The 22,265-nt window shown below is 71.8% G+C and carries 15 protein-coding genes; 12 read left to right on the top strand and 3 right to left on the bottom strand.

Annotated features, from left to right (window positions below):
- Positions 1-48 precede the first annotated feature (48 nt).
- Positions 49-2,112 (top strand): carbon starvation CstA family protein, encoded by a 2,064-nt coding sequence (locus QTI20_RS08515; protein ID WP_286548472.1) that lies wholly within the window; start codon positions 49-51, stop codon positions 2,110-2,112.
- Between the two features lie 14 nt (positions 2,113-2,126).
- Positions 2,127-2,327 carry a YbdD/YjiX family protein gene (locus QTI20_RS08510; RefSeq protein ID WP_259651808.1) on the top strand — a complete coding sequence of 67 codons (201 nt, stop codon included), beginning with the start codon at positions 2,127-2,129 and terminating at the stop codon, positions 2,325-2,327.
- Positions 2,328-2,373: 46 nt separating this feature from the next.
- On the opposite strand, the gene ygfZ is transcribed toward QTI20_RS08510, so the two are convergent.
- Complete coding sequence (gene ygfZ, locus QTI20_RS08505; RefSeq protein WP_286548473.1) at positions 2,374-3,315, bottom strand: CAF17-like 4Fe-4S cluster assembly/insertion protein YgfZ; 942 nt, start codon at positions 3,313-3,315, stop codon at positions 2,374-2,376.
- Between the two features lie 100 nt (positions 3,316-3,415).
- Here ygfZ and mltG point away from each other — a divergent pair, with 100 nt between their 5' ends.
- The 7 genes from mltG (at position 3,416) to QTI20_RS08470 (ending at position 18,645) form a co-directional block, all read left to right on the top strand.
- Entirely contained in the window at positions 3,416-4,438 is a 1,023-nt protein-coding gene (mltG, locus tag QTI20_RS08500; RefSeq protein ID WP_286548474.1) for an endolytic transglycosylase MltG, read from the top strand.
- Positions 4,435-5,082, top strand: coding sequence for a dTMP kinase (gene tmk / locus QTI20_RS08495; protein ID WP_286548476.1), 648 nt, complete (start codon positions 4,435-4,437; stop codon positions 5,080-5,082). Before mltG ends, tmk begins: the two co-directional genes overlap by 4 nt.
- Positions 5,079-6,080, top strand: a complete 1,002-nt coding sequence (locus tag QTI20_RS08490; RefSeq protein ID WP_286548478.1) for a DNA polymerase III delta subunit-related protein — start codon at positions 5,079-5,081, stop codon at positions 6,078-6,080. Before tmk ends, QTI20_RS08490 begins: the two co-directional genes overlap by 4 nt.
- The gene (locus QTI20_RS08485; protein WP_219217638.1) at positions 6,077-6,445 is read left to right on the top strand and encodes a PilZ domain-containing protein; all 369 of its coding nucleotides are present in this window, start codon (positions 6,077-6,079) and stop codon (positions 6,443-6,445) included. The genes QTI20_RS08490 and QTI20_RS08485 overlap by 4 nt, the downstream gene beginning before the upstream one ends.
- Positions 6,446-6,512: 67 nt before the next feature.
- The gene (locus QTI20_RS08480) at positions 6,513-7,319 is read left to right on the top strand and encodes a TatD family hydrolase (RefSeq protein WP_286548480.1); all 807 of its coding nucleotides are present in this window, start codon (positions 6,513-6,515) and stop codon (positions 7,317-7,319) included.
- Positions 7,316-7,978, top strand: a complete 663-nt coding sequence (locus QTI20_RS08475; protein WP_286548482.1) for an ankyrin repeat domain-containing protein — start codon at positions 7,316-7,318, stop codon at positions 7,976-7,978. The genes QTI20_RS08480 and QTI20_RS08475 overlap by 4 nt, the downstream gene beginning before the upstream one ends.
- Positions 7,979-8,250: 272 nt before the next feature.
- Positions 8,251-18,645, top strand: a complete 10,395-nt coding sequence (locus QTI20_RS08470) for an autotransporter outer membrane beta-barrel domain-containing protein (protein WP_286548483.1) — start codon at positions 8,251-8,253, stop codon at positions 18,643-18,645.
- Positions 18,646-18,784: 139 nt separating this feature from the next.
- On the opposite strand, the gene QTI20_RS08465 is transcribed toward QTI20_RS08470, so the two are convergent.
- Positions 18,785-19,111: an energy transducer TonB gene (locus tag QTI20_RS08465; RefSeq protein WP_286550965.1), complete on the bottom strand. Its 327-nt coding sequence runs from the start codon at positions 19,109-19,111 to the stop codon at positions 18,785-18,787.
- Between the two features lie 302 nt (positions 19,112-19,413).
- Positions 19,414-20,190 (bottom strand): DNA/RNA non-specific endonuclease, encoded by a 777-nt coding sequence (locus QTI20_RS08460; RefSeq protein WP_286548484.1) that lies wholly within the window; start codon positions 20,188-20,190, stop codon positions 19,414-19,416.
- Positions 20,191-20,568: 378 nt separating this feature from the next.
- Between QTI20_RS08460 and QTI20_RS08455 the strand changes: the two genes are divergently transcribed.
- The 3 genes from QTI20_RS08455 to QTI20_RS08445 all read left to right on the top strand — a co-directional run bounded on the left by QTI20_RS08455 (position 20,569) and on the right by QTI20_RS08445 (position 22,253).
- On the top strand, positions 20,569-21,048 hold the full coding sequence (locus QTI20_RS08455) for a VOC family protein (RefSeq protein WP_183026950.1): 480 nt from the start codon (positions 20,569-20,571) through the stop codon (positions 21,046-21,048).
- Positions 21,049-21,246: 198 nt separating this feature from the next.
- The gene (locus QTI20_RS08450; protein WP_183026949.1) at positions 21,247-21,453 is read left to right on the top strand and encodes a hypothetical protein; all 207 of its coding nucleotides are present in this window, start codon (positions 21,247-21,249) and stop codon (positions 21,451-21,453) included.
- Between the two features lie 236 nt (positions 21,454-21,689).
- The gene (locus QTI20_RS08445) at positions 21,690-22,253 is read left to right on the top strand and encodes an RNA polymerase sigma factor (protein WP_286548485.1); all 564 of its coding nucleotides are present in this window, start codon (positions 21,690-21,692) and stop codon (positions 22,251-22,253) included.
- The last annotated feature ends 12 nt before the right edge of the window (positions 22,254-22,265 follow it).

Here is a 22,265-nt window from a genome sequence, read left to right as displayed (position 1 = left end):
GCGACCCGGCCGGGAACACTCCAGAAACTTTTTTCTGGAGACAACCCGATGCAAAGCATCCGACGCCACCTGGTGTGGCTCGTCATCGCGATCGTGGGCGCTTTCGCGCTCGGCACCGTCGCACTCTCGCGCGGCGAAGCGATCAGCGCGCTCTGGATCGTGGTGGCCGCGCTCTGCGTCTACCTGATCGCCTACCGCTACTACAGCCTGTTCATCGCCGACAAGGTGCTGGGCCTGGACGCGAAACGCAAGACGCCCGCCCACCGCCACAACGACGGCCTGGACTATGTGCCGACCGACAAGAACGTGCTGTTCGGCCACCACTTCGCGGCCATCGCCGGCGCCGGTCCGCTGGTGGGCCCGGTGCTCGCGGCGCAGATGGGCTACCTGCCCGGGCTGCTGTGGATCCTGGCGGGCGTGGTGTTCGCGGGCGCGGTGCAGGACTTCATCGTGCTGTTCATCTCGACCCGCCGAGACGGTCGTTCGCTGGGCGACCTGATCAAGCAGGAGATGGGCATCGTGCCGGGCATGATCGCGCTGTTCGGCACCTTCATGATCATGATCATCATCCTCGCGGTGCTGGCGCTGATCGTGGTCAAGGCGCTGGCCGAATCGCCCTGGGGCACCTTCACCGTGGGCGCGACGATTCCGGTGGCGCTCTTCATGGGCGTGTACCTGCGCTACCTGCGGCCCGGCCGCATCGGCGAGGTCTCGGTGATCGGCTTCGTGCTGCTGATGCTCGCGATCTTCGGCGGGCAGGCCGTGAGCCAGCACCCCGACTGGGCCGCGCTCTTGACCTTCGACGGCAAGGCCCTGACCTGGATGCTGATCGGCTACGGCTTCATCGCCGCCACGCTGCCGGTGTGGCTGCTGCTCGCGCCGCGCGACTACCTCTCGACCTTCCTCAAGATCGGCACCATCCTGGCGCTGGCCGTGGGCATCGTGTTCGTCGCGCCCACCCTGCAGATGCCGGCCGTCACGCAGTTCGCGCAGGGCAACGGCCCGGTCTGGTCGGGCAGCCTGTTCCCCTTCCTGTTCATCACCATCGCCTGCGGCGCGGTGTCGGGCTTCCATGCGCTGATCTCCTCGGGCACCACGCCCAAGATGATCGACAACGAGCGCCACATGCGCTTCATCGGCTACGGCGGCATGCTGGCCGAATCCTTCGTCGCCGTGATGGCGCTGGTCGCGGCCTCGTGCATCGAGCCGGGCATCTACTTTGCGATGAACAGCCCGGCCGCGCTGGTCGGCAACACGCCAGCCACCGTCGCGCAGACCATCTCGAGCTGGGGCTTCGTCGTGACGCCCGAGATGCTGATCCAGACCGCCAAGGACGTGGGCGAGACCACCATCCTGGGCCGCACGGGCGGTGCGCCGACGCTGGCCGTGGGCATGGCCCACATCCTGCACCAGGCGCTGGGCGGCCCGGGGATGATGGCCTTCTGGTACCACTTCGCGATCCTGTTCGAGGCGCTGTTCATCCTGACCGCGGTGGACGCGGGCACCCGTGCCGGCCGCTTCATGCTGCAGGATCTGCTGGGCAGCTTCGTGCCCGCGCTGGGCCGCACCGACTCGCTGCCGGCGAACCTGTTCGCCACCGGGCTCACCGTGGCGGCCTGGGGTTACTTCCTCTACCAGGGCGTGGTCGATCCGCTGGGTGGCATCAACACGCTGTGGCCGCTGTTCGGCATCTCGAACCAGATGCTCGCGGCCGTGGCGCTGATGCTGGGCACGGTGGTGCTGTTCCGGATGAAGCGCGAGCGCTACGCCTGGGTGGCGCTGGTGCCCACCGTGTGGCTGCTGGCCTGCACGCTGACGGCCGGCTGGCTCAAGATCTTCTCGTCGGACCCGAAGGTCGGCTTCCTCTCGCATGCGGCGAAGTACGCCGACGGGCTGGCCCAGGGCGTGCTGATCGCGCCGGCCAAGACGCCCGAGGCGATGTCGCGCATCGTCTTCAACGACCGGCTCGACGCCGCGCTGTGCGCGCTGTTCATCTTCGTGGTGCTGAGCGTGCTGGTCTACAGCGTCAAGGCCTGCCTGGCCGCGCGCCGCGTGAACCGGCCGACGGTGCACGAGACGCCCTACGAAGCCTTCGAGCCGGCGCGCACCTGATGCTGAACTCGGGCATGAGCCTGCCGGAGGCGGGCCGCTACCTCGGCCGCTCGCTCGCGCAGTCGCTGCGGCTGATGGTGGGCCAGCCCGACTACGGCGCCTACCTGCGGCACATGGCGGCCACGCATCCCGACCAGGCGCCGATGAGCGAGATCGCCTTCTTCCGCGAGCGGGAGCAGGCGCGCTACGGCGGGGGCAAGGGCCGCTGCTGCTGACAAAAAAGGCGCCCGCGGGCGCCTTTTTGCATGGGGCCGCCGCTGCCTAGATGTCGGCCAGCAGCGGATAGGGCAGGGGCTCGACCGTGAGCGCCGGTCCCTGTGCGCTCACCGCATGCAGTGCACCGGCTTCGAGCGCCGCGATCTGCATCGAGACCAGTGCGGCCCAGCGGCCGTCGGGCGACGCGGCGGCCTGCACCACGGTGCCGACCGGTTGCTCGGCGTCGCTGGCGGCGAAGACTTCCTGCCCGGCCTCGACCGGCGTGTCGGCCGTCACCACATAGGTCCGGCGCTTGAGCGTGCCGCGGAACTGGCTGCGCGCCACGATCTCCTGGCCCGGGTAGCAGCCCTTCTTGAAGTTCACGCCGCCCACCGATTCGTAGTTGAGCATCTGCGGCACGAAGGCGTCGAGCACCGGCGTGGTCAAGGTCGCGATGCCGCTGCGCACCTCGCTCCAGGGCCAGAGCGCGGCGTCCAGCGCGGGGCCGGTCGGGGCCGGCGCGGCGGCGGGGGCGATCCACAGCGCGCGCGGCACGCCGTCGGCCGGGTAGAGCGGGACGATGCTGATCTCGTCCTCGCCGTCGGCCACGGCACGCGCGATGCGCGCACCGACCGGCGCCGCGGCATCGACGCCGTTGGCCGCCAAGGCCGGTCCGGCCAGGCCGTACAGCGCGGTCGACTCGCTGGCGTCACTGAGCTTCACCTTGGCGCGCAGCACGTACATCGACAGCTTCTTGAGCGTGGCGGCGAGGATGTCGCGGCTGCACACCAGCAGCACCAGGTCGGCGCGTGGCCGCACGCCGATGAAGCTGGCGATCATCCGGCCCTTGGCCGTGCAGAGCGCGGCCAGGCGCGCCTCGGCGGGTTGGAGCAGCGCGAAATCCTGCGTCAGTTGGCCGTGCAGGAAGTTCGCGGCGTCCGGGCCCTCGGCGCGGATCACGCCCAGGTGGGGGAGGGGAGTTACACCATTCAGGAGGGCAGAGGTCATCGCTGAATTATCATGGCCGCACGCCATCCGTTCGACCCGCAGGGCTACCCCGCGGACTCGGCTTCCAGGGCTTTGTCCGGCCCCTCTTTTCTCCATTCCTTTGCGCCGCTTCTTCCTCACGATCTTTCTTCTGGGCGCGCTCGGCGCGCTGGGCGCGGGCGCCTGGGGCCTGTGGTGGGTCCACCGCCCGCTCGACCTCGCGGCCCCCAACGTCGACCTGTCGGTGGAGCCCGGCACCACGCCGCGCGGCGTGGCCGAAGCGGTGGCCGCGGCCGGCACGCGGGTGCAGCCGCAGCTGCTCTACGCCTGGTTCCGCTTCTCGGGCCAGGACCGTCAGATCCGCGCCGGCAGCTACGAACTCGAACGCGGCGTGACCCCGCGCACGCTGCTCAACATGCTGGTGCGCGGCGAGGAGGCCACGCGCAGCCTGGTGCTGGTCGAGGGCTGGAACTTCCGCCAGGTGCGCGCCGCGCTGGCCAAGGCCGAGCAGCTCAAGCCCGAGACCGTGGGCGAGGACGACGCGGCGCTCATGGCGCGGCTGGGCAAGCCCGGCGTGCACCCCGAAGGCCGTTTCTTCCCCGACACCTACACCTACTCGAAGGGCTCGACCGACTTCGCCGTGCTGCAGCGCGCCATGCGGGCCATGGACAAGAAGCTGGAGGCCGCCTGGGCCGCGCGCGCCAGCGACCTGCCGCTCAAGACGTCCGACGAGCTGCTGATCCTGGCCAGCATTGTCGAAAAGGAGACAGGCCAGGCCAAGGACCGGCCCGAGGTCGCGGCCGTGTTCATCAACCGGCTGCGCATCGGCATGCCGCTGCAGACCGACCCGACGGTGATCTACGGCATGGGCACGGCCTACGAAGGCAACCTGCGCAAGAAGGATCTGCAGACCGACACGCCCTGGAACACCTACACCCGCGGTGGCCTGCCGCCCACGCCGATCTCCATGCCGGGCAAGGCGGCGCTGCTGGCCACCATCCAGCCGGCGCAGAGCAAGTCGCTGTACTTCGTCTCGCGCGGCGACGGCTCGAGCCAGTTCAGCACCACGCTGGACGACCACAACCGGGCGGTGAACCGCTACCAGCGCGGCATCGAACCCAAACCCAAGAACAACGGACCATGAGCGGACTTTTCCTGACGCTGGAAGGCATCGACGGCGCGGGCAAGTCGAGCCACATCGACGCGCTCGAAGCGCTGTTCACGGTGGCCGGCCGCACCGTCACCCGCACGCGCGAACCCGGCGGCACGCCGCTGGCCGAAACCCTGCGCGGCCTGATCCTGGCGCAGCCGATGGATGCGCTGACCGAATCGCTGCTGGTCTTCGCGGCGCGCCGCGACCACATCGTGAACGTGATCGCGCCCGCGCTGGCGCGCGGCGAGGTGGTGCTGTGCGACCGCTTCACCGACGCCACCTTCGCCTACCAGGGCGCCGGCCGCGGTTTCGACCCGGCGGTGCTCGGCACCCTCGAACGCTGGGCGCAGGCCGGGCAGGGCGCCGCGGGCGGCGAGGCCCTGCTGCAGCCCGATCTCACGCTGTGGTTCGACCTGCGGCCCGAAGTCGCCGCGGCCCGCCTGGCCGGCGCGCGCCTGCCCGACAAGTTCGAGGCCCAGCCCGTGGCCTTCTTCCGGCAGGTGGCGGCCGGCTATGCCGAACGCGCGAAGGCCCCGCGCTTCGCGCGCATCGATGCCGACCAGCCGCGCGACCAGGTCTGGCACCAGGTCGAGACCGTGCTGCGCCAGCGCGGGCTGATCGGAGAGCGCGCATGACGCCGCTGTCGCCCTGGCTCGCGCGCCCGCTGGCGGACCTGCTGCGCCAGCGCGGCCATGCCTGGCTGCTGCAGGGCCCGTCCGGCCTGGGCCAGTACGACCTGGCGCTGGCGCTGGCCTCGGCCTGGCTGTGCGAGACGCCCACCGAGCAGGGCGCCTGCGGCCATTGCACCAGCTGCCACGCGATCGAGGTCCGCACCCATGCCGACCTGTGCGTGCTGATGCCAGAGACGGCCATGATGGAGCTGGGCTGGCCGCTGGACGAGAAGGCGCAGGCCGACATCGACGACAAGAAGCGCAAGCCCAGCCGCGAGATCCGGGTGGAAGCGATGCGCGAGGCGGTTGGCTTCGCCCAGCGCACCAGCGCGCGCGGCCGCGGCAAGGTGGTGTTCGTCTATCCGGCCGAGCGCATGAACGCGATCACCGCCAACGCCCTGCTCAAGACGCTGGAGGAACCCGTGGGCGACGTGCGCTTCGTGCTCGCCAGCGAGGCGGCCTGGCAGCTGCTGCCGACCATCCGCAGCCGCTGCCTGGGCTTCACGCTGCCCTGGCCCGAACCCGCCGAGGCGGTCGACTGGCTGGTCGCGCACCAGGTGGGGGCCGCCGATGCGCCGGCCCTGCTGCGCGCGGCGGGCGGCCGGCCCAGCGACGCCTTGAGATTGGCGCGCAGCGGTGCTTCGCCCAAGGCCTGGTCGCTGCTGCCCAAGGCCATGCAGCGCGGCGAGGTCGCGGCGCTGACGGACCAGGCGCCGGCGCAGGCCATCGGCGCGCTGCAGAAGCTGTGCCACGACCTGATGGCCGTGGGCAGCGGCGCCGAGCCGCGCTTCTTCGCGGCCGCCGAGCTGCCGCCCGCGCCCTCGAACGTGGCGCTGGCGCGCTGGTCCAGATCGCTGGCCGCGGCCGCCCGGACCGCCGAGCATCCCTTCAACGCGGGCCTGATGCTGGAAGCGCTTGTGAGCGAAGCGCGAAGCACCCTAAACTCGGCCCGACGCCCATGAACAGCCCCAGCCCCGCCTCCGCGCCCCAACGGCCCAGCGTGATCCAGCTGGCGATCAAGGAGAAGGGCGCGCTCTATGCGGCCTACATCCCGCTGTTCGCCGAAGGCGGCATCTTCATTCCCACCTCGCGCGAGTACCGGCTGGGCGACGACGTCTACGTGCTGCTGACCCTCCCCGACGACCCGCAGCGCTACCCCGTGGCCGGCAAGGTCGCCTGGATCACGCCGGCCCGTGCGGCCGGCAGCCGTGCCCCTGGTGTCGGCGTGCGCTTCCCGGCCGACGAGAAATCGCGTCAGCTCAAGGCCCGCATCGAGGAAGCCCTGGGCGGCTCGATGGCCTCCGACCGCCCGACCCAGACCATCTGAGCCATCGCCGCGCGACCTTCGTCGCGCGCGTTGCGATGGCCTCTTCATTTCCGCAGCCGCCGTACCGATGTTCACCGACTCCCATTGCCACCTCACCTTTCCGGAATTCGCTTCGGAGATGCCGCAGATCCGCGCCGCCATGGCGGCCGCGCAGGTCGACCGCGCGCTGTGCATCTGCACCAAGCTCGAGGAATTCGCCGACGTGCAGGCGCTGGCCGCGCAGTACGACAACTTCTGGGCCAGCGTGGGCGTGCACCCCGACAACGAGGACATCGCCGAACCCAGCATCGAGGACCTGGTGCGTCGCGCCGCGCTGCCCAAGGTGGTGGCCATCGGCGAGACCGGCCTCGACTACTACCAGATGGAAGAGCGCAAGGGCGGCCGCAGCATCGCCGACATGGAATGGCAGCGCGACCGCTTCCGGGTCCACATCCGCGCGGCCCAGCAGGTGCGGATGCCGCTGGTGATCCACACCCGCGAGGCCTCGGCCGACACGCTGGCCATCCTCCGGGAGGAGGGCGAGGACGGCACCGGCCCGGCGGCCGGCGGCGTGTTCCATTGCTTCACCGAAACGGCAGAGGTGGCCCGCGCCGCGCTCGACCTCGGTTTCTACATTTCCTTCTCGGGCATCCTGACCTTCAAGAAGGCGCAGGGCCTGCGCGACGTGGCGGCCTTCGTCCCGCTCGACCGCATGTTGATCGAGACCGACAGCCCCTACCTGGCGCCGGTGCCCTACCGCGGCAAGACCAACAACCCGTCCTATGTGCCTTTCGTGGCGCAGCAGATCGCGCAACTGCGCCAGCTGCCTGTGGAAGAGATCGCGGCGGCCACCAGTCGGAATTTCGAAACGCTCTTCGCGGGCGTGAAAGCTTGAGAAATCACATGAAGAAATTCTTCTATCTTCTTGTCCTGTTGGCATCTTTTACGGCCAGAGCCGACTCATTCGACGACTTCTTCCGGGCCGTGCGCGCCGACAACGCCAGCGGCGTGCAGTCGCTGCTGAACCGGGGCTTCGACCCGAACACGCGCGACGCCAACGGGCTCACGGGCCTGCTGATCGCCATCCGCGAGCCCTCGCCGAAGGTGATCGAGGTGCTGCTGGCCTCGCCCAAGACGGATGTCGAGTCGCGCAACGCCAGCGACGAGAGCCCGCTGATGCTGGCCGCCATCAAGGGCCAGAAGGAGCTGGTCGCCAAGCTTATGGCGCGCGACGCCGACATCAACAAGCCGGGCTGGACGCCGCTGCACTATGCGGCCTCGAGCGGGCAGCTGACGATCATGAAGCTGCTGCTCGACAAGTACGCCTTCATCGACGCCCAGTCGCCCAACGGCACCACGCCGCTGATGATGGCCGCGATGTACGGCTCGCTCGAGAGCGTGAAGCTGCTGCTCGACGAGGGCGCCGATCCGCTGATGAAGAACCAGCAAGGCATGACGGCCACGCAGTTCGCCCAACGCGCGCAGCGGCAGGAAGCGGCGGACCTGCTGGCGGCCGCGGTGCGCAGCAAGCAGCCCAACGCGGGCAAGTGGTAGGGCGGCCCGACGAGGCTGCGAAGGCCCTGCGAAAGCTGCAGCGGGCAGCACACACAGATGGTTACATTAATTAAAAACATGTAACAATCGTTGCACGTGGACCCGGAGCATGGCCTGCGAAGGCCATGGACGGAAGTGTCGATGGCCTGCGCGGGCGTGGTTCTGGGGCCCTTCCCCTCCGCTTCGTAGAAAAGCCACCGCATGCTCCAGCCCGCGCCCGTTCTCGCCTGCTTCCTCCGTGGCCTCGCCACCTTCGTCACGGGAGCCGCGCGATGAGCGACCAGGGCAAGCCCCTGCATCGGCTGCTGGTCCCGGGCTGGACGCTGCTGTGCTGCTGCGCACCGCTGGGCGTGGCGGCGCAGACGGTCACCACCGGGCCTCACTACTACGTCGATCCCCACAGCACCTTCCTGGTGGGTGCGGCCGGCGCGGCCGGCATCGATGCCGACGGTCACGGCGGCAAGTGCCACCGGGGTCCGATTCCCGGCTCGGCCGGTGCCACCGGGCCCACCATCAACCGCACGGTGACCTATGCGCCCGCGGCGGGCGCCTCCACCGGCACCATCATCGCCGCGGGCAGTTCCGGCGGCACCGGCGGTGCGGGCGGCAACGGCGACGGCGGTGGCCATTGCGGCGCGGGCGATTTCTACGGCATGGCCGGCGGCAACGGCGGCAACGTGACCGTGGTGGTGGACCTCGGCGCGAATGCGCCGGCCGCGGGCTATGCGGTGACCAACACCGCCATCGTGGTGCTCAGCCACGGCGGCACCGGCGGCAAGGGCGGTGACAACACCCGCGCCAAGGCCGAGTACAGCGCGGGCGACGGCGGCGCGGCCGGCAACGGTGGGACGTTGAACGTGAACAGCCACGTTTCGCTGAACGTGACGGGCGGCGCCACGGCCTTCGGCATCGTGGCGCAGAGCGCGGGCGGGCAGGGCGGGGAGGGCGGCGACGCCGCCAACGGCAAGGCCAAGGGCGGCAGCGGGCTGCCGGGCGGCGCGGGCGGCGCGATCGCGCTCGCCAACACGGGCAACATCCAGACCGATGGCGGCACCGCCATCGCGATCCAGAGCATCGGCGGCTTCGGCGGCGATGCGGGCGTCAACACCAAGGGCTACGGCGGCGGTGGCGGCTATGGCGGCAACGGCGGCTGGACCTGGGGCTGGAACTCGGGCGCGCTGACGGTGGGCTCGGCCGGCGCGGCCAACCCCGCGGGCGCCTACGGCTTCGCCATCCAGTCGGTGGGCGGCGGCGGCGGCAACGCGGGCGCGGCCGCGGGCCTGAACGCGCTGGGCGCCAGCGGCGGCACGGCCGGCCACGGCGGCGAGGCCTACCTGTACAACTACGGCCCGATCAAGGTCTACGGCGCATCGTCCGTCGGCATCTACGCGCAGTCGATCGGCGGCGGCGGCGGCAGCGGCGGCATGGCGGTGTCGTCGGGCAAGCACACCACGGCCATCGGCGGCAGCGGCGGCGACGGCGGCAACGGCAGCCGGGTCGCGGTGGAGAACTACGGCGACATCTGCACCGGCACCGGCTGCACCACGGGCGTGGCCAACAACGAGAGCGCCGGCGGCGCGATGGGCATCCTGGCGCAGTCGATCGGCGGCGGCGGCGGCATCGGCGGCTATGCCAAGGCCCGCGGCCACACCAACCTGATCTTCGGCAACACCTCGGCGCTGGCCATCGGCGGCGAGGGCGGCGGCGGCGGTACCGGCGGACGCGTGAGCGTGCTCAACACGGGCTCCATCGCCACGGCGGAAATCGCCTCGGCCGGCATCATGGCGCAGTCCATCGGCGGCGGCGGCGGCGCGGGCGGCGGCGCGGTGGCCTTCTCCACCGCCATCTTCGGCGCCTCGGGCGCGATGGCCTTCGGCGCCTCGGGCGGCGCGGGCGGTTCGGGCGGCGAGGTGGCGGTCAACTGCAACAGCTACAACGGCTTCTCCAGTGGCTTCAGCCCCTGCGTCGGCCAAGCCCAGCTCGGGTCGGTGTCGCGCGCTTCGACCATCCGCACGTCCGGCCTGTCCTCGGCGGGCATCCTGGCGCAGTCCATCGGCGGCGGCGGCGGGGCCGGCGGCTATGCCACCTCCCTGTCCGGCAGCCTGGTCGGCTCGCTCGCGATGGGCTTCGGCGGCAAGGGCGGGGCCGGCGGTGTCGGCGGCAACGTCTTCGCCAGCACCAACGGCGGCAGCATCGCGACCCAGGGCGACCATTCCCAGGGCGTGCTGGCGCAGTCGATCGGCGGCGGCGGCGGCAGCGGCGGCAGCACCATGGACCTGAGCGTGGCGGCGCTGGGCTCGTCGGCCTCGGTGGGCGTGGGCGGCGCGGGCGGCTCGGGCACCGCGGGCAACCAGGTGCGGGTCTACAACGCGGGCGGCACCATCACCACCGAAGGCACCGGCTCGCAGGGCCTGGCGGCGCAATCGATCGGCGGCGGCGGCGGCAACGGCGGCGCGGCGATCACGGTGGCGGCCTCGACCGACATGGCGGCGGCGGTGTCGGTGGGCGGCTCGGGCGCCAACGGCGGCACCGGCGGCGAGGTGCATGTGCTCAACGAGAGCAGCGCGGACAACGCGGCCTTCGGCAACGGCGCCATCACCACCCACGGCTATGCCGCAAGCGCCATCCTGGCGCAATCGATCGGCGGCGGCGGCGGCCACGGCGGCTACACGGTGGCGGCTTCGCTGGGCCTGGTGGCCGCGGGCGCGGCGGCGGTCGGCGGCTCGGGCGGTTCGGGCAACCACGCCAGCACCGTGACGGTGAGCAACAGCGGCGCGCTGACCACCACGGGCGGCGGCGCGGCGGCGCTACAGGCCCAGTCCATCGGCGGCGGCGGCGGCTCGGGCGGCTACGCCTATGCGGCCGCGATGAGCCAGTTCCTGGGCGTCAGCATCGGCATCGGCGGCGCGGGCGGCGCCGGCTCGAACGGCGGCGCGGTCCAGGTGGACAACCGCGGCGCGATCGACGTCACGGCGACCACGGCAGGCAACGCACCCGGCATCCTGGCGCAGTCGATCGGCGGCGGCGGCGGCTCCGGCGGTTTCGCGGCCGCGGGTGCGGCGGCCCTCACGGGCGCCGCCGCGGTGGCGGTGGGCGGTGGCGGCGGCAATGGCGGCAACGCCGGCAGCGTGACGGTGAACAACGCGGCCAACGTGACGGTCCGCGGCGCAATGTCGCCCGGCGTGGCGGCACAGAGCATCGGCGGCAACGGCGGCACCGGCGGCTTCGCGGTGTCGGGCGCGCTGGCCGAGGGCGCCAGCCTGGCGGCTTCGGTCGGTGGCGGCGGCGGCCATGGCGGCACCGCCGGCGCGGTGACCCTCAACACCAGCGGCGGCGACAAGACGGTCTCGACCGAGGGCGACCAGTCGCCCGCCTTGCTGGCGCAGTCCATCGGCGGCAGCGGCGGCACGGGCGGCTGGGCGGTGTCCGCCGCGGCGGCGCTGGCGGCCGCGCCGGCCATCAGCCTGGGCGGCTCCGGCGGCACGGGCGGGCGCGCCGGCACGGTGTCGGTGACCTCGGCCGAGAACCTGTCGACCCATGGCAAGCTCTCGCCGGCCATCCTGGCGCAGTCCATCGGCGGCAGCGGCGGCAGCGGCGGCTTCAGCTCCGCGCTGTCGGCCAGCGCCACCGTGGGCCTGACTCTGTCGATGGGCGGCCCCGGCGGTGCGGGCAGCACGGCCGGCGCGGTGGGCGTGACCTCGTACGGCGCGATCAGCACCCGCATGGACCAGTCGGCCGGCATCGTGGCGCAGTCCATCGGCGGCAACGGCGGCAACGGCGGTTCGGCCATGTCGGCGACGGTGGCCACGGGCAATCCGGACGCGAAGGTGTCGGTCGGCGCGGCATCGGCGCTGGGCGGCACCGGAGGCACCGGCCAGGCGGGCCAGGCGGTGAACGTGGTCAACCGCGGCAGCATCCAGACCGCCGGCGTGCGCTCGGTGGGCATCGTGGCGCAGTCCATCGGCGGCGGCGGCGGCAACGGCGGCAACAGTGCGGCCTTCAGCGTCTCGCTCTCGGCCGGCAGCAACAAGAGCACCTCGGCGTCGGTCGCGGTCGGCGGCAAGGGTGCCGCGGGCGGCAACGCGTCGGCGGTGGAAGTGATGTCCTACGGCGCGATCACCACCGGCGCCAACCCCGCGAGCGCGGGCGCGATCAACAGCGACCAGGCGATCGGCATCCTGGCCCAGAGCATCGGCGGCAGCGGTGGCAATGGCGGCTCGGCGATGGCCAACGCCGTCTCCGGCACCGCCTCAATGGCGGTGGCGGTGGGCGGCGGCGGCGGCGCGGGCAGCAACGGTGGCACGGTGGGGGTCGGCTTGCACGGCTACGAATACATCGCCGGCTATTCCGACCTGATCAACGCCTTCGGCAACAACGCGACCAGCGGCCTGCAGCACTACGTGAGCAACGGCATTCGCGAGACGCGCGCGCCGGATCTGTTCAACGCGGCCCAGTACCTGGCGAACTATGCGGACCTGCGCGCCGCCTTCGGGCAGGACCTGCTGGCCGCGGCGAGCCACTTCATCACCAACGGCAAGCGCGAAGGCCGCACCGACCAGGCCCTGCCGGGCGTGGCGCCGGTCGCAATGCCCACCACCGGCAGCGTGACCACCTGGGGCCACCAGGCGGCGGCCATCGTGGCGCAATCGATCGGCGGCGGCGGCGGCAACGGCGGCGCGTCCAGCGCCAGCGCCACCAGCAACAAGTACGCGGGCGCGGTGGCCATCGGCGGCTTCGGCGGCGGCGGCGGCAACGGCGACACGGTCGCGGTCGTGTCGCGCAATGCGCTGACCACGCACGGTGCGCAGTCCACGGGCATCGTGGCCCAGTCCATCGGCGGCGGCGGCGGCAACGGCGGCGCGTCGTCGACCTCGTCGGACGGCGCCCCGGGCGCGGTCGAGGCGGCGGGCGTGGCGGCCTACACCAGCTACGTCGGCCCGACCGTGGGCAAGGCCACCGTGTCGGTGGCGAAGAAGTTCACCCAGAGCGACGGTGCCGATTCTTCCGGCAAGAAGAGCGACAACGGCGCCGGCGCCTCGCTGAGCATCGGCGGCGCCGGGGGCGCGGGCGGGGTCGGCGGCGCGGTGGGCGTCTACACCAGCGGGACGATCCTGACCAGCGGCGACCTGTCGCATGGCGTGTTCGCGCAGTCGGTGGGCGGCGGCGGCGGCAATGGCGGCTCCTCGAGCGCCAACGCCAGCGGCGCCAATGCCTCGGCGTCGCTGAGCCTGGGCGGTTCGGGCGCCACCGGCGGTGGCGCGGCGCAGGTCAACGTGCGCAACGACGGCATCATCCAGACCCAGGGTTCGCAGGCCATGGGCGTGATCGCGCAGTCCATCGGCGGCGGCGGCGGCAACGGCGGCTCGGCCAGCAGCAGCGCCGACAGCGGCGGCAAGGCGGCCGTCTCGGTCGGCCTGGGCGGCAGCGGCGGCGGCGGCGGCACGGGCGGCGAGGTGACGGTGGTCAACGCCAACACCATCTCGACGCTGGGCAACCATTCGGCCGGCGTGTTCGCGCAGTCGGTGGGCGGCGGCGGCGGCAATGGCGGGGCGGCGTCGAGCGCGGCCAAGGCCGCGGCGGCGTCGGATGCCTCGGAAGGCACGCATGCCTCGACGGGTGCGCTTTCCAGCACTTCCGGCCCGACCAACACCAGCAATTCGGCGGCGGCGGGCACGGCGCCCGACGGCACCAAGGGTTCGGGCGCGGGCTCCGACGGCGGCTATGCGGCGGGCCTGAGCCTGGGCGGCGCTGGCGGCGGCGGCAACCAGAGCGGCAACGTCCTGGTGAGCAACAGCGGCAACATCGTCACCGGCACGCTGAACCGGCCCGACACGGGCGTGCAGTCGGCCGCGATCTTCGCGCAGTCGGTGGGCGGCGGCGGCGGCAACGGCGGCGCCAGCAGCGCCAATGCGGACGCGGGCAAGGCCAGCGTGGCCCTGTCGCTGGGCGGCTTGGGCGGCGGCGCGGGCGCGGCCGGCCAGGTGCAGGTGAACGCCACCGGTGGCAACTTGGTCACCTACGGCCACAGTTCGGCCGGCATCTTCGCGCAGTCGGTGGGCGGGGGCGGCGGCAATGGCGGCTCGGCCTCGTCGACCACGGGCAGCGGCGGCTCGGTCTCGGCCGCGCTGGGCCTGGGCGGCGCGGGGGCGGGCGGCGGTGCCGGCGGCACGGTGCTGGTCTGCGCCACGGTGTCGGGCAGCGATTGCGCCACCAGCAACCTCACGGCCATCGAAACCCACGGCGCCCAGTCGTACGGCGTGCTGGCCCAGTCGGTGGGCGGCGGCGGCGGCGCGGGCGGCTCGGTCGTGACCGCGGCGACGGCGGGCAGCAGTTCCGCCTCGGGCAGCAATGCCGCGTCGACCGGCGGCGGCGGCTCCAACTCGGCCAGCGCCACCAAGGGCGTGGCCGTGTCGGCCGGGCTGGGCGGCAGCGGCGGCGGCGGCGGCGCGGGCGGCAAGGTGTCGGTCTCGCAGGCCGGCAACATCACGACCTACGGCGACCAGGCCTCGGCGCTGGTCGCGCAGTCGGTGGGCGGTGGCGGCGGCATCGGCGGCTCGACCAGCAGCAATGCCAACAGCGGCGCCTATGCGCTCGGCCTGGCGCTGGGCGGCACCGGCGGCAACGGCGGTGCGGGCGGCGCGGTGCTGGTGGGCACGGCGGCCGGCAGCACCCTGCGCACCGACGGTGCGCTGGCCTACGGCATCCTGGCCCAGTCGGTGGCCGGCGGCGGCGGCCTGGCGGGCTCGGCCAGCAGCACCACCGCCACGGGCGGCGACACCACGGTGTCGATGGCGATCGGCGGCGCGGGCGGCGGCGGCTGGCTCGACGGCGGCCAGGTGACCGTGTCGCATGCCGGCGCGATCGAGACCAAGGGCTTCGGCGCCGACGGCATCCTGGCGCAGTCGATCGCCGGTGGCGGCGGCAGCGGCGGCTCCAGCAGCAGCAGCGCCTCGTCGGGCAAGGTGGCGGTGTCGATGGGCCTGGGCGGCAACGGCGGCTCCGGCGGCAACGGCGGCGGCGTGACGGTGAACTTCAGCAACGCGGTCGTCACCCGCGGCGACAGCGCGGCCGGCATCGTCGCGCAGTCGGTCGGCGGCGGCGGCGGTTCGGGCGCTTCGGCCACCTCGGCCACCGCGCTGGGCAATGGCAGCGGCGGCAGCCCGGCGCTGTCCCTGTCGCTGGGCGGTGCCGGCCAGGGCGGCGGCCTCGGCACCGACGTGTCGGTGACCGGCAACGCGACCACCGGCGCGCGCGTGACGCGCGCCGACGGCAGCCTGCTGTACACGGCAGCGATCGTGACGAACGGCGCCGATTCGGCCGGCATCCTGGCCCAGTCGGTGGGCGGGGGCGGCGGTCGCGCGAGCGCGTCCAGCAGCACGGCGCAGTCGGGCGGCAACAACGCGCTGGGCATGGCCCTGGGCGGCTCGGGTGCCACCGGCGGCGGCGCGTTCTCGGCCGTGGTGAACCTGAGCGGCGCGGCCATCCTGACCACCGGCAGCCATTCCCAGGGCATCGTGGCCCAGGCCATCGGCGGCGGCGGCGGCATCGGCGGCAGCGCCAACAGTGCGTCCAGCACCGGCGGCAGTGGCGGGACCTCGCTGTCGACCAGCGTGGGCGGCAAGGCGGGTGGTGGCGGCAACGTCTACGGCGCGGTCACGGTCAATTCCGCCGTGCGGGTGGAGACGCTGGGCGACCTGTCGACCGGCATCCTGGCCCAGTCGGTGGGCGGCGGCGGCGGCGCGAGCGGCAGCACGGTGGCCAACGCCGGCAGCGACCAGTCGCTGAGCGCGGGCCTGAACCTGGGCGGGGCGGGCGGCAACGGCGGCTACGGCGGCGCGGTGTCGGTGCACCTGAACCCGGGCAGCCTCAACGGCACGGCGGCGGCCTTGTTCACCTCGGGTGCCAACGCCAGCGGCGTGGTGGCGCAGTCCATCGGCGGCGGCGGCGGCGTCGCCAGCCTGGGCGCGGCGTCGGCGAGCAGCGGCAGCCTCAGCGGCACGTTGGGGGGTACCGGCGGCAGCGGCGGCAATGGCGGCACGGTCGAGATCACCAGCGCACAGGCCGTCAGCACCTACGGGGTGCAGTCCATCGGCCTGCTGGCGCAGAGCGTGGGCGGCGGCGGCGGCCTGAGTTCCGCCTCGAGCGCCGGCACCGGCGGCTTCAGCGGCGACATGCGGCTGGGTGCGGCCGGCGGCAGCGGCGGGACCGGCGGCAAGGCCACCGTGACCACCACCGGCGGCAGCGTGAGCACGCAAGGCGCGCTCTCGCCGGCCATCGTGGCGCAGAGCATCGGCAGCGGCGGCGGCGTGAGCCTGAGCCGCGTGAGCAATGTGCGGCTGAGCGGCGCGACGGCGGGCAGCGCCTCGGCCACGACGGTGTCCAACGCGGCGACCCTCGTGACCCACGGCGACGGCTCCGTCGGCATCGTGGCGCAGAGCATCGGCGGCGGTGGCGGCCTGGGCTATGCGACCGCGACCGCCAAGCTGGGCGGCTCGGCCGCCGGCTCGAACGCCAGCGCGGTGCAGGTCGACAGCAACGGCAGCATCAGCACCTCGGGCGTCAACGCCTTCGGCATCCTGGCGCAGAGCGTGGGCGGTGGCGGCGGGGCGGTGCTCTCCACCGGCGACGCGCTGACGTCGAGCTGGACCGCCGGCTCGGGCAACGCAGGCGCGGTGACGGTGAACGTCAACGCCGCCATCACCACCACCGGCGCGGGCGCGCACGGCGTGGTCGCGCAATCGGTGCGCGGCGGCGGCGGCGTGGTGACCAACGGCACCACCACGACCTTCCTGGGCGGCAGCTCCGGCACCAGCGGCCTGGTGACCGTCAACCTGCGCGCCAATGTCTCGGCCACGGGCGCGGGCGCGGTGGCGGTCAAGACCATGTCATCGACCGACCCGATCGTGAACGTCGCTTCGGGCGTGTCGGTGACCGGCGGCGCGGGCGGCGCGGCGCTGGAGTTCGAGGGCCCGACCAACGAGCTGCACAACAGCGGCACGGTCTCGACCGTCGACGGTGCGGCCGGCATGGCCGTGCGCACACTGACCGGCGACACCACGGTGAAGAACGCCGGCACGCTGCTGGGCAACTTCAGCCTGGCGCAGGGCGCCAGCAACCTGCTGCACAACCAGGCCGGCGGCACCCTCCTGGCCGGTTCGTCGATCGACCTGGCCGGTGGGCTGCTGCAGAACGACGGGCTGCTCAAGAGCGCGGGCGCGATGCACACCCCCACCGCCATCGTGGGCTCGCTGGTGCAGTCGGGCACCGGCGCGCTGGAACTGCGCGTCGACCATGCCAAGGCGGCGGTCGATGCCTTCGAGGTCAGCGGCACGGCGCAGCTGCAGGGCACGCTGAAGCCGGCCTTCGTCAACGGCGGGCTGATCGCACCGGGCACGGCGTCGCTGGGCTCCTTCCTGCGCGCCGCCAGCGGCGCCGACGTCTCGCGCCTGGCGCTGGGCCACACGGCCATCATGACCTTCGCCCTCAGCCAGCAGGGCGGCACGGTCGGCCTGTCGTCGACCGCCAACTTCAGCCCGCAGGGATTGGGTGCGGACGGCCACCGGATCGGCGCGCTGATCGGCGGCGCCCAGGGCCTGGGCCTGCCCAACTTCCAGGCGCTGACCGCGCGGCTGGTCGAGGTGCCGACGGTCGACCGCCTGGCCCAGGCCTACTGGAACGTCAGCGGCGCGGCGGCTTCGTCGGTCACCAACGTGGGCGCGCAGATGAACACCGCCTTCGGCCAGACGCTGCTGCAACGCGGCAACGACGTCGCCAACAGCCGTGCGGCCCTCGTGGCCGACCCGGCCAGCGGCGACTGGACCGACCGGCGCAGCAACACCTGGGCGCAGATCTACGGCGACAACAGCAAGACGACGGTGGATTCGGGCAGCACCGGTGCCGAGCTGAGCGCGCGCAGCTACGGCGTGGCCGTGGGGCATGACCGCCAGGTCACGCCCGACACCCGGGTCGGCTTCGCCCTGGGCACCGCGGTGGCCGACTTCGACCTGACGCGCGCCTTCAGCGGCCGCGACAACGCGCTGCAACTGGGCGCCTATGCGACGCACGAATTCGGCCCGGCCTATGCGTCGGCCGCGGTGTCGTACTCGGTGCACCGCATGAAGACCACGCGCGCGCTGGAGCTGATCGAGGCCACGTACGGCGCGGACTTCGACGCGCACAGCCTGGCCACGCGCGCCGAGGCCGGCTACCGGCTCCAGGCCGCGTCCTTCGGTGTCACGCCCTATGCCGCGCTGCAGGTGCAGAACATGGTCACGCCGTCTTACGGCGAGCAGGCCAACGGCCGTTCGGCGCCGCACCTGGCGCTGAACTACGACCGCCGTTCGGTGACCCTGACGCGCACCGAGCTGGGCGCATCGCTGGACCAGAACTTCGCGCTGCAGGGCGGCAAGACGCTGACGGTCCGCACCTCGGCCGCCTGGGCGCACGACCGGGCCAACCGGACCTCCGTCGACGCGTCGTTCCAAACGCTGCAGGGCGGCAGCTTCCGCGGCGCGGGCATCCAGCCGGTGTCCGATCTGGGCCTGCTGTCGCTGCGGGCCGAGCTGCGGCTGGCGACGGGCCTGAGCTTCGGCGTGGACGCGTTCGGCGAGTTCGGCCGCCATACGCGGACGCTGACCGGGCGCTTGTCGATGCGTTACCAGTGGTGAGGAAAGGCGGGCCGGGGCGGCCCGCCTGATCGCTCGATTCCAGGTCGGCGCGGCTTCGCGAGGCGAGGGAGGAGGGCGGCCCGTCCGCGGCGATGCGCCGGCATGGGGCGGCCGCTTGTTTCAGGCGAGCCCGCGCGCGCTACGGGCCGTTCCCCGCAGCGCGGGATCGGAACGTGACCGGAATGTCCATCCACATCGCCTCCGGCACGCCATTGCGTTTGCCCGGAACGTATCTCCACCCGCTCGCCGCATCGATCGATGCCTTGTCGAAGCGCTCCTGGCCGCTGGACGACTTGAGCTCGACTTTTTGTGGGGCGCCATCGACGCCCACCAGCACCCTGAGAACGGTTCGGGGCGGCTCGGCGGCGTCTGCGGCAACGGCGTCGTTTCCAGCGGGACCGATGGTCGATCCTGGGACGGTTGGCGACGTCGTGAATGCAGCCGTCGGAACTGCGGTGCACCCCATCGACGTGCAGGCGATCACCGTGAACAGGACGATGGCGCGCCGGGCGCTTTCCATGCTGAAACGGAACCTTAAAAAGGCGCAAGCATGAACGTGGATTGCGACTCCTGAATGACTGCGGGAGGCATCTCAAAATGCGTGATTGGGGCGTGCGTGGCCAAGCGGCCGTGCGATCTCTATGGAAAAAATACAATGTATATTATGTTAAATAACTGAGGCGTAAGGACGGTGCTCCCCGGTCCCCTGGGGATCGAGGATCGGATTCGAAGCCCCACGACCCTTCCACACCGGGCCCCGGCCGCGTCCTAGTGCATCGCCTCCGGCAGCAAGGCCAGCCCGGAGCGCTGCTCGAACTCCCGATAACCGATGGGCTGCAGGCTGTGCGTGCCGCCGCGGTTGACCGTCCAGTAGGCCCAGGCCCGTCCATCGCCGCTGCTGTAGACCACCTTCCAGGTATGGCTCGGGACCCAGACATTGCCCGGGCCGATCGTGGCCGGCTGCCGATCGAAACTGGGCCCGGTGAACACGAAGACGGCGCCGTTCGCGCGCGCCGCGTACTTGCGCGTCGACTGCTCGATCTGGTTCCAGGCGCCCTGGTTGAGCTGGGGCGCCTGCGGCACCATGTTCGCCAGCGAGAAGGATTGCGCCTTGGCCGTCACGCTGGGCATGTCGCCGGCCGGCGAAAGATGGCCGCGGTCGTAGCCGCTGCCGGCGTAGTCGGCGAGTTGCGCACGGTCGGCCGCGGGCAGTCGCGCCTCGGGATAGAAACGGTCCACGCGCTTGAGGCCTTTCGCGGCTTCGACGCTGGCGCGCGTGAGCTTCTGGACGGTGTAGAGCGGCGTCTTGCTCTCGCCCGAGTACAGGGCGGCGAAGCCGTCGAAACACAAGGCCCGCTGGCGGCCGGGCCACGCGACCGTCGGGGCCGGGCCGGGAAAGTGCTGCGGGCACTGTGCGAAACCTTCGACGGCGGCCCGTGAGCGGGCCGGCGATTCCACGGAAACCGATGGGGGTGTGGCCGAAGGTTCCAGGCTGCAACCCGGAACCTGGACCGCGGCAACCACCGCCAACACGACGCCAAGCATGCTTCTGCGCATGAGCCGCGTGACATCGCCACGCCGCCGGGCAGCTCTCTTCGTTCTCAAATCAAAACCTCGGTTCACGCTGGTTCATCCACCAGCGCATTCGTCATCAAAAAAGTACGGGTAGGCCATGCGGGTTTCGCTGCAGCAGGTGCAGTTCCCCGATTGCGCGTCCTGGACTCAGGTCACACGCGCGGCGCCTGGCTATCGGCGCGATCGATCCGTTCCTCGATTTTCTCGCGTCCTGGCGCCGGGCAGCGGCCGATCGCCCTCCTCCGCGCCATGGGATGTGCGCCTCGGCCGTACGTTGACAGGCCGTCGGGCGCGCAGTAGCTTGTCCGCCCGCTGCGAGCCTGCGGCTCACTGAACTCAGGAGACACCATGACCGCCAAGAACACGATCTGTCTTTGGTACGACGGCACCGCCGAGGAGGCGGCGCGGTTCTATGCGCAGACCTTTCCCGACAGCCGTGTCGGTGCGGTCCATCGCGCGCCGGGCGACTATCCCTCGGGCCAGCAAGGCGATGTGCTGGTGGTCGAGTTCACCGTCGCCGGCATCCCTTGCATCGGCTTGAACGGCGGCCCGCAGTTCAAGCACAGCGAGGCCTTCTCTTTCCAGATCGCGACCGACGACCAGGCCGAGACGGACCGCCTGTGGAACGCCATCGTCGGCAATGGCGGCCAGGAGAGCGAGTGCGGCTGGTGCCGGGACCGCTGGGGCCTGTCCTGGCAGATCACTCCCAGGATCCTGACGGCGTCGCTCGCGAATCCGGATCGCGCGGCGTCCAAGCGGGCTTTCGACGCCATGATGACCATGAAGAAGATCGACATCGCCGCGATCGAAGCCGCGCTCGCGGGTTGAGAACCCGACCGGCGGCGAGCGGTTCGGCGATCGCCCTGCCCCATGTCGAGCGCTGTGGGCGCAAGCCATGTGTGTCGGAATGCGCGATCTGCCCAAGTCATGTGCGCCATCGTGCGAATGGGTTAACAAGTGTGAACATCTGCCTTGAGGCCCGTCGGGCCTCGGCGTCAGACTGGGCTCTTTACGGAAAGGACAGCGATGACATCGGGCATCTCCAGCGCATTGGCCGTGAAGGAACTGGAGCTCGGCGAGTTTCATTGGATCCTGCTGCACGAGGAGGAGTCCGCGGACGAACTCCTGACCTACACGCCGCAGCGTTTCAGCGAACCCTTCTCGGACCCCGCGGCGGCCTGGGCGGCGGGTTATCTCGTGCTCAGGGCCATGCTGCGCAGGAAATGGCCGTAGGCGGCGCCGACCCTCCGACAAACCGTTCTTGCGCCAGCGCAAAGTGAGATTCGAACGTCCGGCGCAGCGGCGCGCCAGGCCTCTTCGATGCGCCCCCTGGGTCATGGGGCGCCGGCGGGATTCGGCGGCACGATGAGAACAATAAGCATTTGCCACACAATACCGGCCGCGCCCTTTCGGAAGAGCGCCTCCCCTGACGGCCCTCCCCTGCCCCGCGTTCTGCTCGATCTCGTCCCGTGTTCACCCGCTACTACCGCGAACTGCTCCATTTTTTGGGGCGCTCGGTCAACGACCATCACACGGCAGCGGACCTGGCGCAGGAGAGCTATGCCAGGGTGTTGGCGGCGCAGAAGAATGGCGAAGACATCACCGACCCGCGCGCCCTGCTCTATCGCACCGCGCGCAACCTGCTGATCGATCGCCATCGCCACAGCCAGGTGCGCCGTGCCGTGCACGGCGAGGTGCCGCAAGAGGGCGACGATGATGACGGCGATGCCCTGAGCCGTCTGGCGGCGCCCGCGGCGTTCGAGCCCGAGGTGGCGGTGGCATCGCAGCAGAGCGTGCAGGCGCTCCTGGCCACCATCGGCGGGCTGCCGGTGCGTTGTCGCCAGGCCTTCATGCTGCACAAGTTCGAGGGCCTGTCACACGCCGAGGTCGCCGAGCAGATGGGGATCTCGGTCAAGATGGTCGAGAAACACATCAAGATGGGTCTGCAAGCCTGCCGCGGCTGCCTGGCGCAGCAGGAGACGGCAAGCTCGCCGCCCGGCGCCCGCGATGTATCGCCCGGGGGCCGGCCATGAAGGCGCGCCTTT

It is taken from the genome of Variovorax sp. J2P1-31, assembly GCF_030317215.1.
In the GTDB taxonomy this organism is placed as follows: domain Bacteria; phylum Pseudomonadota; class Gammaproteobacteria; order Burkholderiales; family Burkholderiaceae_C; genus Variovorax.
The sequence above is the reverse complement of the archived record's forward strand: the minus strand, read 5'-3'. Positions and strand labels throughout refer to the sequence as shown.